The following is a 12,336-nucleotide window of genomic DNA, read 5'->3' as shown; positions in this document are numbered from 1 at the left end:
TGGAGCATCAGCTTTTGTGCTTGGCTTCGACGTCGATCGTGTTTTTGTCGGTGCGGGTGTCCTGCGACACCTGCCCGGCTGGTGCAGCCGCGCTGTCAGCGGGCGTCTGGCCGCCTTCCTTGATGCCGTCCTTGAAGCCCTTGACCGCACCGCCGAGATCAGAACCGATGTTCTTGAGCTTCTTGGTGCCGAACACCATCACCACGATCAGCAGCACGATCAACCAGTGCCAGATGGAAAACGAACCCATGAGTTACTCCAGATAGGGGAAATAGGGAAGCGAGAACCGCTATGCGTGGGATTCTAAGCCCCGGGGGGAGTTCAGCCGCTCTGGCCATGCAATACCTGCGCCCGCCGGACGGCACTTATCCACGCAACCAGGGTCGAGGTCCCCCCATGACATGCACGTGAAGGTGGTGCACCTCCTGGCCGCCTTCGGCTCCGTTGTTGCACACGATGCGAAATCCACCTTCGGGGTATGGATTGCATCCTTGCTCCAGCGCCAGGCGAGGGGCCAGCGTCATCATGCGGCCCATCAGCCGCTCGTGCTCTGGGCCCAGTTGAGCCATGGAGAGGATGTGCGCCTTCGGCACCATCAGAAAATGCACCGGTGCCCACGGGTGAATGTCGTGAAAGACGTAGATGTCCTCGTCTTCATAGACCTTTTTCGAGGGAATCTGGCCGGCAATGATCTTGCAGAAGATGCAGTTCGGGTCGTGAGCGCTCATGAGATCGGGGGTGTTAGTCGGGCATGGCCTGGCTGGCATTCATGCGCACCATGCCCTTGACGATGCGGTAGAGGAACCAGATGGAGATAAGGCACCATGCGATCCAGCCGGGCGCCAGGAACAACAGCCACAGCGGCAGGGTCGCGAGGTAGAGCACGGCGGCCCAGATCACGGTGCGGATGCGCCAGGCGAAATGTGTTGCCTGCCAAGTGCCCTCGGCATCGCCCTTTTTCACGAGGTCGATGATCAAGGCGATGATGAGCAGCACCGGACTGGCCTGTGCACCGGGCAACACCGCCGCCACGGCCACGATCAGGTGCAAAAGGTAGCTGACCCAGCCCACGGTCTTGAGAGACTGGGCCTTCTCACTGTCCACCGCTTTGACGTCCAGGATGTCGCTCATCACAGGCTCCTTTCAACCAGCTTCCGGACCGTCCGCAGCTTCTCGCTGCAGCACCTTGCGCATCGCCTTTTCCTCCAGGCCGCTCAAGCCTTCGCGGCGCACCAGCTCAGCCACCACGTCGGCAGGGCCCAGTTTGTAGTGCGCCAGCGCGATCATGCAGTGGAACCAGAGATCGGCAATTTCATTGACCAGCTTCTGGGGGTCGCCGCCATGGTCAGCGTCCTTGGCCGCCATCACCGTCTCGGTGGCTTCTTCGCCGATCTTCTTCAGGAAGGTATCGGGCCCCTTGTGCAACAGGCGGGCGACGTAGCTTTTTTCGGGGTCGCCCCCGTTGGCCGGCTTGCGGCTTTCGATCACGGCGGCCAGGCGCGCCAAGTCATCGGTGGTGGACATGTCGGTTTACTTGTAGATCGATTCGGGGTCTTTGAGCACAGGCTCGACGGCTTGCCACTGGCCAGCCTCAAAGCGCTGGAAGAAGCAGCTATGGCGGCCGGTGTGGCAGGCGATCCCGGGTTCGTGCCCCAGCTGCGTGACCTTGAGCAGCACCACATCGTTGTCGCAGTCCAGGCGGATGTCGTGCACGGTCTGCACGTGACCCGACTCCTCCCCTTTGAACCACAGCCGTTCGCGCGAACGGCTGTAGTAGACGGCGCGGCCCAACTCCGCGGTCTTCTGCAAGGCGTCGCGGTTCATCCAGGCGAACATCAACACGTCGCCCGAGGCGGCTTCCTGCGCGATCACAGGCACCAGGCCTTGCGCGTCCCACTTCACTTCATCAAGCCAATTCATGGCAGGAATCTACCATGGGGCCCGGCCACGACGCCCCTGGCAGCCGGAATGCCGTTAGGATGGTCCAGACACTGGTCCGGGGCACTTCGCCCCGCCCCTCCTCCATGACAAGGAACACCATGAAACTCCGCACCCTGCTCCTGGTCCTCTTCATCCTGTTCATTGCGGGCTTTGTGGCCCTGAACTTCGAGCAGATCCTGCAACCCACCGCGCTGAATTTCGGCTTCACCCAGGTGCAGGCGCCCATGGGACTGGTGCTGCTGGGCATGCTGGCCCTGGTGCTCGTGGTGTTTCTGGCGGCGCTGGTGTACTACCAGACGCTGCACCTGATGGAGGTGCGCCGCATCACCCGGGAGGCCGCCGACCAGCGCCTGCTGGCCGACAAGGCCGAAGCTTCGCGCTTCACCGAACTGCGGCAGTACCTCCAGACCGAGCTACAAGCCACCACGGCGCGCGAGCAGGCGCTGTCGGAAAAGGTGCACGCAAAACTGGACCAGGTTCAGTCGGCCTTGACACAGGTGATCGAACAAACGGGCAATGGTCTGAGCGCGAGCGTGGGCGAGCTGGAAGACCGGCTGGAGCGGCATTTTCCGCCTCGCAGCGGCGAACACCTCTGAAAAGGCGGCTCAGAGCCGGACCGGGATGCCACGTTCGGCCATGCGCGCCTTGGCCTGAGCCACGGTGAATTCCCCGTAGTGGAAGATGCTGGCGGCGAGCACGGCGTCGGCTCCACCTTGTTGCACGCCGTCGGCCAGGTGGTCGAGGTTGCCCACCCCGCCCGAGGCGATCACCGGCACGCTCACGGCGTCCGCAACCGCCCGCGTCAGGGCCAGATCGAAGCCGGACTTGGTGCCGTCGCGGTCCATGCTGGTAAGCAGGATCTCGCCAGCGCCGAAGTCGGCCATCTGCGATGCCCAGGCCACCGCGTCCAGGCCTGTGTTTTTGCGCCCACCGTGGCTGTAAACGTCCCAGCCTTCGCCACGCTGGGCCAGATCGTCGCCCTGGCGGCGCTTGGCGTCGATCGCGACCACGATGCACTGCGCACCATATTTGTCAGAGGCTTCTCGGATCACCTGAGGGTTGGCGATCGCTGCGGAGTTGAAGCTGGTTTTGTCGGCGCCGGCATTGAGCAGGCGGCGAACGTCTTCCACGGTGCGCACGCCTCCACCTACCGTGAGAGGAATGAAGACCTGCGATGCAACCGCTTCGATGATGTGCAGGATCAGATCGCGGCCATCCGAGGTGGCGGTGATGTCGAGGAAGGTGAGTTCGTCGGCGCCCTGCTCGTTGTAGCGGGCGGCGATCTCTACCGGGTCACCCGCATCGCGCAATTCCACGAAGTTGACGCCCTTGACGACACGACCCCCGGTAACGTCCAGGCAAGGAATGATGCGCTTGGCGAGCATAGGCTGCGTTATCCGTTCAGGTCGTCGGCCAGCTGCTGCGCGGCCTCGAAATCGAGGTCGCCGCTGTAGATTGATCGGCCACAGATCACCCCTTCGACGCCTTCGTCTTCGACCGCGCACAGGGCGCGGATGTCGTCCAGGTTGGACAGCCCCCCCGATGCGATCACGGGAATGGACAGCGCCTGCGCCAGCTTGACGGTCGCCTCGATGTTGATGCCCGAGAGCATGCCGTCGCGACCAATGTCGGTATAGATGATGCCTTCGACGCCGTAGTCCTCGAATTTTTTGCCCAAGTCCACCACCTCGTGGCCGGTCAGCTTGCTCCAGCCATCGGTGGCGACCTTGCCGTCCTTGGCGTCCAGGCCGACGATGATGTGGCCGCCGAAAGCGGTGCACGCATCCTGCAGGAAACCCGGGTTCTTCACCGCCGCCGTCCCGATGATCACGTAGCGCAGGCCTGCGTCCAGGTAGCGTTCGATGGTGTCGAGATCGCGGATACCACCCCCCAGTTGAACGTCCACCTCGGCGCCCACTTCCTTGAGGATCGCGCGAATCGCCTGTTCGTTCTTGGGTTTTCCAGCAAAGGCGCCGTTGAGGTCCACCAAGTGCACGCGTCGCGCCCCTTTATCGACCCAGCTGCGCGCGATGGCCGCCGGGTCTTCGCCGAACACCGTGGATTGGTCCATGTCACCTTGTTTGAGGCGAACGCACTGGCCGTCTTTCAGATCAATGGCAGGAATCAGCAGCATGATGGTGTGGGTGAAGGGCGGATGGACTCAGGGATTCCAGGACAGGAAATTGCGGTAGAGCGCCAGCCCCTGATCGGCGCTTTTTTCCGGGTGAAACTGGGTGGCGAAAATATTATCGCGGGCAATGGCCGCAGCAAAGCGCCCACCATAGTCCGCTTCGCCCACGCAGTGCACCGCCTGGGCGGGGCGGGCATAAAAGCTGTGCACGAAATAAAAGTAGGCCCCCTCCGCGATGCCCGACCAGAGGGGATGGGATGGGCCACGCCCCAATTCGTGAAATACCCGGTTCCACCCCATCTGAGGCACCTTGAAGCGGCTGCCGTCGGCCTGCAAACGACCTTCGAGCTGGAAACGAACGACCTCGCCAGGGATCAGACCCAGGCCGTCGGTCGGCCCCTCCTCGCTGCGGTCCAGCAGCATCTGCATGCCCACGCAGACGCCAAACAAGGGCTTGTGGGCGGCAGCGTGCAGCACGGCATCCAGCAGGCCGGACGCCGCCAGTTCGCGCATGCAGTCGCCCATGTGGCCCTGGCCGGGCAGCACCACACGATCGGCATCCAGCACCTCCTGGGCGTGGGACGTCACGCACACCTCCACGTCGCGCGCACGCGCCACGTGTTGCACCGCCTGCGATACCGAGCGCAGGTTCCCGCTGCCGTAGTCCACCACGGCGACCGTCTTGCGTTTCATCGGGGTGAAGGACTCAGAGCGAGCCTTTGGTCGAAGGAATCACGTCGCCCATGCGCGGGTCGCGCTCCAGGGCCATGCGCAGCGCACGAGCGAACGCCTTGAACACCGTCTCGGCCTGATGGTGTGCGTTTTCGCCATGCAGGTTGTCGATGTGCAGGGTCACGCCGGCGTGGTTGACGAAGCCCTGGAAAAACTCAAAGGCGAGCTGGGTGTCAAAGGCGCCGACCATGCCGCTCTTGAACGGCACGCGCATGTGCAGGCCCGGGCGGCCCGAGAAGTCGATCACGACACGCGACAGCGCTTCGTCCAATGGCACGTAGGCATGGCCGTAGCGACGGATGCCCTTTTTGTCACCCACGGCTTGCGCGAAGGCCTGGCCCAGCGTGATGCCGACGTCTTCCACCGTGTGGTGTCCGTCAATGTGCAGATCGCCTTTGGCCTGGATATCGAGGTCGATCAGCCCGTGACGGGCGATCTGGTCCAGCATGTGATCAAAGAATCCGATGCCGGTGGACAGGCTGGCCTGTCCCGTGCCGTCGAGGTTGATGCGCACGCCGATCTGCGTCTCCGAAGTATTGCGTTGCACTTGGGCCACGCGGTCGGACACGGCGGGGGCGGGAGGCGTCTGGGTCATAGGGCGGTCTGGAGGGCTCGGAGCAACTGGGCGTTTTCCGACGGTGTACCCACCGTCAGGCGCAGACAATGGGTCAGCAAAGGATGCATTCTAGAAACATTCTTCACCAGAATGCCCTGGGCCTTGAGCCCATCGAAGCAGCGTTGCGCATCGGGCACACGCACCAGGACCATATTGGCCTCGCTGGGAAAAGGCGTGACGCCCGGCATGGCCCTGAGCGCATCGATCAGCAAGGTGCGCTGTTCGCGGATTTGCGCGGCCTGGCTGGCGAATACCTCGGCATGTTCCAGCGCAAACAGCGCGCACTCGGCATTGAGCACGCTCACGTTGTAAGGCGGCCGCAGTTTGTCGACCTCGTGCACCAGCGCCTGAGCACCCACCATGTATCCGATGCGCACCCCGGCCAGGCCAAATTTAGAGAGGGTGCGCATCAGCAGAACATGCGCATGGGCAGCCGGCTGCGACCGGATCTCGTTCAGCCAGCTTTGGCTGGAAAACGGCTGGTAGGCTTCGTCCATCACCACCAGGCCGCCGAAATCGGCCGCCTCGGCAATCAGGCGGCGAATGGTATCGGCGTTCCACAGGTTGGCGGTGGGGTTGTTGGGGTAGGCGATGTAGGTGATGGCCGGCTTGTGCTCTCGCATCGCGGTCAGCATGGCCGGCTCGTCCAGTTCGAATTCGGAAGTGAGCGGCACGCCAACGAAGTTCAGCCCTTGCAGCTGGGCGCTCATGGCGTACATGACAAAACCTGGCAGGGGCGCCAGAATGGAGGCGCCCGGCAGGTCACAACCCATGGCCAGCAGCGAGATGAGCTCGTCAGAGCCGTTGCCCAGCATCAGGTCGCAGCCTGCGGGCAAGTCCACATAATGGGCCAGCGCGCGCTTGAGATCGTCGATGCGGGCACCGGGATAGCGGTTGATGGCAACCGAGCCCAGGCGAGCACCCAGCTCCGCCTGCAAGGCGGGCGGCAGGGCGAAGGGGTTCTCCATCGCATCCAGCTTGACCATGCCCGTCGAGTCCTGGACGGCATAGGCGTGCATGGACTGCACGTCCTGGCGGATCGTCTTCAAAGGATTGGGGTTCATCGGGCGCCCCGCATCGGTGGCACATTCTCGAGCCGCATTTCGGCGGCACGCGCATGCGCCTGCAGGCCCTCGCCGTAGGCCATTTCGGCCGCGATGGCACCCAGGCGCTGCGCACCGGCCTGACTCACCTCGATCAGGCTGCTGCGTTTCTGGAAGTCGTAAACGCCCAGGGGCGAGGAAAAACGAGCGGTGCCGCTGGTGGGCAGCACGTGGTTGGGCCCGGCGCAGTAGTCGCCCAGGCTTTCGCTGGTATAGGCCCCCAGGAAGATAGCCCCGGCATGCCTCAACAGAGGCTCCCAGCGGTGCGGCTCGTTGCTGGACACCTCCAGGTGCTCGGGCGCGATCCGGTTGCTGATCGCGCAAGCCTCTTCCATATGACGGGTGTGGATCAGCGCCCCCCGGCCGCTCAGGCTCTTGGCGATGATGGCCGCACGCGGCATGTCGGGCAGGAGGCGATCCATCTCCCTCTGCACCGCGTCAAGGTAGGCGGCGTCGGGGCACAGCAAAATGCTCTGGGCCAACTCATCATGCTCGGCTTGGCTGAAGAGGTCCATCGCCACCCACTGCGCCGGTGTGCTTCCATCGGCCAGCACGAGGATTTCGCTCGGACCAGCGATCATGTCGATGCCCACGGTCCCGAAGACGCGCTTCTTGGCGCTGGCCACGTAGGCGTTGCCTGGGCCGGTGATCTTGTCGACCTTGGGCACGGTGGCGGTGCCGTAGGCCAGCGCGGCCACAGCCTGCGCGCCGCCGATGGTAAAGGCACGGGTGACGCCTGCCACGTGCGCTGCGGCGAGCACCAGATCGTTGCGCTCGCCGCGCGCCGAGGTCCCCTCACCGCTACCGCCGGTGGCCACACTGCCGCGCACAGGCGTAGGCACCACCATGATGATTTCCTGGACCCCGGCCACGTGCGCGGGGACGGCGTTCATGATCAGGCTGGACGGGTAGGCCGCCTTGCCACCTGGCACGTAGATGCCCACGCGGTCCAGCGGCGTGACCTTCTGGCCCAGCAGCGTCCCGTCCTCGTCCCGGAAGCTCCAGCTTTCGCCACCAGCCTTCTTCTGGGCTTCGTGGTAGCTTCGAACGCGGCGCGTGGCGGCTTGCAGGGCTTCGCGCTGGGCTGCGGGCAGGCCATCGAACGCGGCCTTGAAGTCGGCCTGCGTCAGCTCCAGATCGGCCACGCCGTTCGCCGTGAGGCCGTCGAAACGCGCCGTGTATTCCAGCACCGCCGCATCACCGCGCTCACGCACATCGGCCAGGATGTCGGCCACGCGCTGCTCGATCGCCCCGTCGGTCTCCGCCGACCAATGGAGGCGGGCCGCGAACTGCGCCTCGAAATCCGCGGCGGTGGTGGACAGACGGACTGGGCGGGCAAAGAGGCTCATGAGGAAACAGGGTCCTTTTCGATGGCTTGCGCGAAGGCGTCGATGATGGGGCGGATGGCCGTCTGCTTGAGTTTGAGCGAGGCCTGATTGACGACCAGTCGCGCGCTGATGTCCATGATGCGCTCCACCTCGACCAAGTGGTTGGCCTTGAGCGTGTTGCCTGTGGACACCAGATCGACGATGGCGTCGGCCAGGCCGGTCAGCGGTGCCAGCTCCATGCTGCCGTAGAGTTTGATGAGATCCACGTGTACGCCCTTGCCCGCGAAGAACTCGCGCGCGATGGCGGTGTATTTGGTGGCGACCTTCAGGCGCGAACCCTGGCGCACGGCCGAGGCGTAGTCGAAGTCGGCACGCACGGCCACGCTCACGCGGCAGCGCGAAATGTGAAGATCCAGCGGCTGGTACAAGCCCTGGCCACCGTGTTCGATCAAGGTGTCCTTGCCGGTCACACCGATATCGGCGCCGCCATACTCCACGTATGTCGGCACGTCGGTGGCGCGCACCAGCACGACACGAACCTCAGGGTTGCTGGTCGGCAGGATGAGCTTGCGCGATTTCTCGGGGTCTTCCAGCACCTCGATGCCGGCGGCTTTGAGCAGCGGCAGGGTCTCGTCGAAGATGCGGCCTTTGGAGAGGGCGAGAGTGATCATTTGATGCGTTCGATGTCTGCGCCGATGGCGCGCAGCTTGGCTTCCATCTGGTCGTAGCCCCGGTCCAGATGGTAGATGCGGTCGACAATGGTTTCACCATCGGCCACCAGGCCGGCGATCACCAGGCTGGCCGAGGCGCGCAGATCGGTGGCCATCACGGTGGCACCCGACAAGCGAGGAATGCCCTCGATGAGCGCCACCTTGCCGTCCGTCTGGATGCGGGCGCCGAGCCGCACCAGCTCATTGACGTGCATGAATCGGTTTTCGAAGATGGTCTCGGTGACCTTGCTCGTGCCTTCAGCAATGCAGTTCAGCGTCATGAACTGGGCTTGCATGTCGGTCGGAAAGCCCGGGTACTCGGTGGTTCGGAAGCTCTGCGATTTGAGGCGACCCGAGGCACGCACTCGAATGAAGTCGCCGCGCGCGTCATTACCTGCCTCGATCTGGGCGCCGGCCTCGTGCAGCTTGTCGATCACGGCATCGAGGTGGTCAGCGCGGCCGTGGCGCAGCACCACATCGCCCCCCGCGGCGGCCACGGCGCACAGGAAGGTACCGGTCTCGATGCGGTCGGCCACCACTTGATGCGTGCAGCCCTTCAGGAGGTCCACACCTTGCACATGAATGCGGCTGGTGCCGTGGCCTTCGATCTTTGCGCCCATCGCGATCAGCATTTCCGCCAGATCGCCAATCTCCGGCTCCTGCGCCGCGTTTTCTAGCAACGTCTCGCCCTGGGCCAGCGCGGCGGCCATGAGGAAGTTCTCGGTGCCCGTGACCGTCACCATGTCGGTGGTGATTCGGGCGCCGTGCAGGCGGGTCTTGCCCGCAGGCAACTTGGCGACCATGTAGCCATGCTCAACCACGATCTCCGCGCCCATGGCCTGCATGCCTTTGATGTGCTGGTCCACTGGACGCGAACCGATCGCGCAGCCACCCGGCAGCGACACACGGGCGTGGCCAAAGCGCGCCAGCAGCGGTCCGAGCACCAGCACCGAAGCCCGCATGGTCTTGACCAGCTCGTAAGGTGCCTCGGCCTTGATCGGCTCGGCCGCCCGCAGGGTGATGCCGCTGCGGTCTTCCCGCGTCTGTGTTTGCACCCCCATGTTGTCGAGCAGCTTGCGCATGGTGACCACGTCCTGCAGGCGAGGCAGGTTGTTCAGCGTCACCGGTTCAGGGGTGAGCAGCGCGGCGCACAGTTCGGGCAGCGCGGCGTTCTTGGCGCCGGAGATGGTCACTTCACCCTGCAGGGTGCGGCCACCGTTAATTCGCAGTTTGTCCATGGGCGTGTCAGTGACGAGGTTGGGCGGCCCACTCGGCGGGCGTGAATGTCTTCATTGACAAGGCATGCACCTCGTCGGTCTGGATGCGCGCGCCCAGCGTGCCGTAGACGGCCTGGTGGCGCTTGATCAGCCGCTGGCCCTCGAAGGCCGGCGAGACGATGACCGCCGCCCAATGGCGGCCGTCCCCACTGACTTCGAGGTGCTCGCAGGGCAGGCCGGCGGCGATGAGGGATTGCAGTTCTTCAGCGGTCATGGGGTTTGGTCAGTGCCGGATCTTGTAGCCGGTCTTGAGCAGGTGCAGCGCGATCGCGCTCACCACGGCCAGCGCGCTGCCCACCAGGGCCAGGCTGATCCAGGGCGAGACGTCGCTCACCCCGAAGAAGCCATAGCGAAAGCCGTCGATCATGTAGAAAAACGGGTTGAGGTGGCTCACGCGCTGCCAGAAAGCCGGCAGGGAATGGATGGAGTAGAACACGCCCGAGAGGAAGGTCATGGGCATGATGATGAAGTTCTGAAACGCCGCCATCTGGTCGAATTTCTCAGCCCAGAGTCCGGCAATCAACCCCAGGGTGCCCAGCAGCGCCGCGCCCATGAACCCAAAGGCCAGGATCCACAGCGGAGCCACCATCGAGGGCTGCGCGAACCACCAGGTGACCAGCATCACGCCCAGGCCCACGGCCATGCCGCGCACGATCGACGAGCCCACGTAGGCCACGAACCAGGCACGGTGCGACAGGGGCGTGAGCAACAAGAAGACCAGGTTGCCCATGATCTTGCTCTGGATCAGCGAGGACGAGCTGTTGGCAAAGGCGTTCTGCAGCACGCTCATCATCACCAACCCGGGCAGCAGGAAGGCGGTGTAGCTCACCGAGTCGTAAACCTGCACCCGGTCTTCGAGCACGTGGCCGAAAATCATGAGGTAGAGGATGGCCGTGATGACGGGCGCGGCAACGGTCTGGAAGCCGACCTTCCAGAAGCGCAGCACTTCTTTGTAGAACAGGGTCTGCCAGCCGTTCATTGGGAAACTTTCGTGCGTTGCATCGGGGTGTGAGCCCTCTTCGGCATGATCCGGCGGCGGCTCATGCCGCCACCTCTACGGGTGAGGCAGCGCGCGGGTGGGCACCGGTTAGATCGAGGAAGACGTCTTCCAGGTCGGCCTTGCGGATCTCGATGTCCTCGGGCGATACACCCACCTCGCGCAGGCGAGCCAGGATCCGCTCGACCGCCAGCGCGTCATTGGCGGGCAGCTGCACCACACGGCCGGTGATACGGGCTTGCACAGCGAGGTCGACCGGCAGGGCCGCGTCGGTCTTGAAGCGCAGCACATTGGACGCCGCCCGCGCCAGCAGTGCGGAGGTGGATTCGAGCGCCACCACCCTGCCCTGCTTGAGCATGGCAATGCGGCCGCACAGGGCCTCGGCCTCTTCCAGATAGTGCGTGGTCAGCAGCACCGTGCTGCCCAGGCGCTTGTTGAGGTCTGAGACAAACTGCCAAAGCGTCTGGCGCAACTCGACGTCCACACCGGCGGTGGGTTCGTCGAGCACGATCACTGGTGGTTTGTGCACCAGCGCCTGCGCGATCAACACGCGGCGCTTCATGCCGCCCGAGAGCTGGCGCATGTTGGCCGACGCCTTGTCCGCCAGCCCCAAGCCTTCGAGCAACTCATCGATCCAGGCGTCGTTGCGCCGGATGCCAAAGTAGCCGGACTGGATGCGCAGGGCCTCGCGCACGTTGAAGAAAGGGTCGAACACCAGCTCCTGAGGCACCACGCCGAGCTGACGGCGGGCGGTGGCGTAGTCGGCCTGCACGTCGGCGCCATGCACCAGCACTCGACCCGAGGTGGCGCGCGCCAGGCCCGCGAGCACGCTGATCAGGGTGGTCTTGCCCGCGCCATTGGGGCCGAGCAGACCAAAGAACTCGCCGGGCTCGATGTCAAAGGACACCGATTGCAGCGCGTGCAGGTCGCCGCGAGGGGTCGGGTAGGTCTTGGAAACGTTCTGGAAGGAGACGGCGGACATGCGCGGGCGGGACCCATGGGACACCGGCCACGGGGCAGGACATCTGGCGCCCGCCGGTGAACCGGGTATTTTATGCGCCCCCCTCCCGCCGCGCTGGCGCAGGGTCGCTTGGCTGCCGCTCAGGCCGCCAGAAGTTCGTGCACGCCGTAGAGCGAAGCGAGGTCTTCCAGCCGCCGCGGCCAGCCGCTGACCCGCATGGCCTTGCCCTGGGTCAACAGGCGACGGCGCAGCTCCAGCAGCACAGAGAGCGCCGAGGAGTCGAACACCTGGAGGGAGCCGGCATGGACCACCACCGTGGCGTCAGACTGGCCGGCCAACTCGCCACCCAGGCGGGCGAGGGTCTGGTCAGCCTCGGCCAGTGTCAGCCGCTCGGGCAATTCAAGGGCGGCCATGGGTCAGCTGGCCTTGGGGGCCGCACCGCTCTTGTTGCGCTGCGCCAGCGACGCGATCAGGCCGTCGATGCCCTTGCTGCCGATTTCCTGGGCAAACTGAGTGCGGTAGGTTTCGACCAGCCAGACA

At 64.5% G+C, this 12,336-nt stretch carries 19 protein-coding genes; 1 reads left to right on the top strand and 18 read right to left on the bottom strand.

Annotation, left to right across the window (positions count from 1 at the left end; translation table 11 throughout):
* Positions 1-7: 7 nt before the first annotated feature.
* The 5 genes from tatA to hisI form a co-directional block, all read right to left on the bottom strand.
* On the bottom strand, positions 8-250 hold the full coding sequence (gene tatA / locus KIT86_RS08835; RefSeq protein ID WP_297397362.1) for a Sec-independent protein translocase subunit TatA: 243 nt from the start codon (positions 248-250) through the stop codon (positions 8-10).
* 115 nt (positions 251-365) lie between these two features.
* Positions 366-728 carry a histidine triad nucleotide-binding protein gene (locus tag KIT86_RS08830; protein ID WP_297397360.1) on the bottom strand — a complete coding sequence of 121 codons (363 nt, stop codon included), beginning with the start codon at positions 726-728 and terminating at the stop codon, positions 366-368.
* Positions 729-741: 13 nt separating this feature from the next.
* Entirely contained in the window at positions 742-1,131 is a 390-nt protein-coding gene (locus KIT86_RS08825; RefSeq protein ID WP_297397358.1) for a hypothetical protein, read from the bottom strand.
* 12 nt (positions 1,132-1,143) lie between these two features.
* Complete coding sequence (locus KIT86_RS08820) at positions 1,144-1,524, bottom strand: phosphoribosyl-ATP diphosphatase (protein ID WP_297397356.1); 381 nt, start codon at positions 1,522-1,524, stop codon at positions 1,144-1,146.
* Positions 1,525-1,530: 6 nt separating this feature from the next.
* Positions 1,531-1,929: a phosphoribosyl-AMP cyclohydrolase gene (gene hisI / locus KIT86_RS08815; RefSeq protein ID WP_297397459.1), complete on the bottom strand. Its 399-nt coding sequence runs from the start codon at positions 1,927-1,929 to the stop codon at positions 1,531-1,533.
* A 110-nt stretch (positions 1,930-2,039) separates the two neighbouring features.
* On the opposite strand from hisI, the gene KIT86_RS08810 reads away from it, so the two are divergent.
* Complete coding sequence (locus KIT86_RS08810; protein WP_297397354.1) at positions 2,040-2,537, top strand: LapA family protein; 498 nt, start codon at positions 2,040-2,042, stop codon at positions 2,535-2,537.
* A gap of 9 nt (positions 2,538-2,546) precedes the next feature.
* Here KIT86_RS08810 and hisF read toward each other — a convergent pair whose 3' ends face one another.
* The 13 genes from hisF to KIT86_RS08745 all read right to left on the bottom strand — a co-directional run.
* Entirely contained in the window at positions 2,547-3,326 is a 780-nt protein-coding gene (hisF, locus tag KIT86_RS08805; RefSeq protein ID WP_297397352.1) for an imidazole glycerol phosphate synthase subunit HisF, read from the bottom strand.
* An 8-nt stretch (positions 3,327-3,334) separates the two neighbouring features.
* Positions 3,335-4,075, bottom strand: a complete 741-nt coding sequence (gene hisA, locus KIT86_RS08800) for a 1-(5-phosphoribosyl)-5-[(5-phosphoribosylamino)methylideneamino]imidazole-4-carboxamide isomerase (protein WP_297397350.1) — start codon at positions 4,073-4,075, stop codon at positions 3,335-3,337.
* A gap of 27 nt (positions 4,076-4,102) precedes the next feature.
* Positions 4,103-4,765, bottom strand: a complete 663-nt coding sequence (hisH, locus tag KIT86_RS08795) for an imidazole glycerol phosphate synthase subunit HisH (RefSeq protein ID WP_297397348.1) — start codon at positions 4,763-4,765, stop codon at positions 4,103-4,105.
* 13 nt (positions 4,766-4,778) lie between these two features.
* Entirely contained in the window at positions 4,779-5,399 is a 621-nt protein-coding gene (hisB, locus tag KIT86_RS08790; protein ID WP_297397346.1) for an imidazoleglycerol-phosphate dehydratase HisB, read from the bottom strand.
* Positions 5,396-6,484 (bottom strand): histidinol-phosphate transaminase, encoded by a 1,089-nt coding sequence (gene hisC, locus KIT86_RS08785; protein WP_297397344.1) that lies wholly within the window; start codon positions 6,482-6,484, stop codon positions 5,396-5,398. The genes hisB and hisC overlap by 4 nt, the downstream gene beginning before the upstream one ends.
* Positions 6,481-7,872: a histidinol dehydrogenase gene (gene hisD / locus KIT86_RS08780; RefSeq protein ID WP_297397342.1), complete on the bottom strand. Its 1,392-nt coding sequence runs from the start codon at positions 7,870-7,872 to the stop codon at positions 6,481-6,483. The genes hisC and hisD overlap by 4 nt, the downstream gene beginning before the upstream one ends.
* Positions 7,869-8,522, bottom strand: a complete 654-nt coding sequence (gene hisG, locus KIT86_RS08775) for an ATP phosphoribosyltransferase (protein ID WP_297397340.1) — start codon at positions 8,520-8,522, stop codon at positions 7,869-7,871. The genes hisD and hisG overlap by 4 nt, the downstream gene beginning before the upstream one ends.
* On the bottom strand, positions 8,519-9,799 hold the full coding sequence (gene murA, locus KIT86_RS08770; protein WP_297397338.1) for a UDP-N-acetylglucosamine 1-carboxyvinyltransferase: 1,281 nt from the start codon (positions 9,797-9,799) through the stop codon (positions 8,519-8,521). Before murA ends, hisG begins: the two co-directional genes overlap by 4 nt.
* Positions 9,800-9,806: 7 nt before the next feature.
* Positions 9,807-10,052, bottom strand: a complete 246-nt coding sequence (locus tag KIT86_RS08765) for a BolA family protein (RefSeq protein WP_297397336.1) — start codon at positions 10,050-10,052, stop codon at positions 9,807-9,809.
* Positions 10,053-10,061: 9 nt separating this feature from the next.
* On the bottom strand, positions 10,062-10,817 hold the full coding sequence (locus tag KIT86_RS08760; protein WP_297397334.1) for an ABC transporter permease: 756 nt from the start codon (positions 10,815-10,817) through the stop codon (positions 10,062-10,064).
* 61 nt (positions 10,818-10,878) lie between these two features.
* A complete protein-coding gene (locus KIT86_RS08755) occupies positions 10,879-11,817 on the bottom strand; it encodes an ABC transporter ATP-binding protein (RefSeq protein ID WP_297397332.1) in 939 nt (312 codons plus the stop codon).
* A 119-nt stretch (positions 11,818-11,936) separates the two neighbouring features.
* Positions 11,937-12,209: an STAS domain-containing protein gene (locus KIT86_RS08750; protein ID WP_297397330.1), complete on the bottom strand. Its 273-nt coding sequence runs from the start codon at positions 12,207-12,209 to the stop codon at positions 11,937-11,939.
* Between the two features lie 3 nt (positions 12,210-12,212).
* Positions 12,213-12,336, bottom strand: a 124-nt coding sequence (locus KIT86_RS08745; protein ID WP_297397457.1) for an ABC transporter substrate-binding protein, incomplete at its 5' end; no start/stop codon positions are given.

The organism is Hydrogenophaga sp. (assembly GCF_026125825.1).
GTDB lineage: Bacteria > Pseudomonadota > Gammaproteobacteria > Burkholderiales > Burkholderiaceae_C > Hydrogenophaga.
Note: the sequence above shows the minus strand (reverse complement) of the source record. Positions and strands in the feature narration are given on the sequence as shown.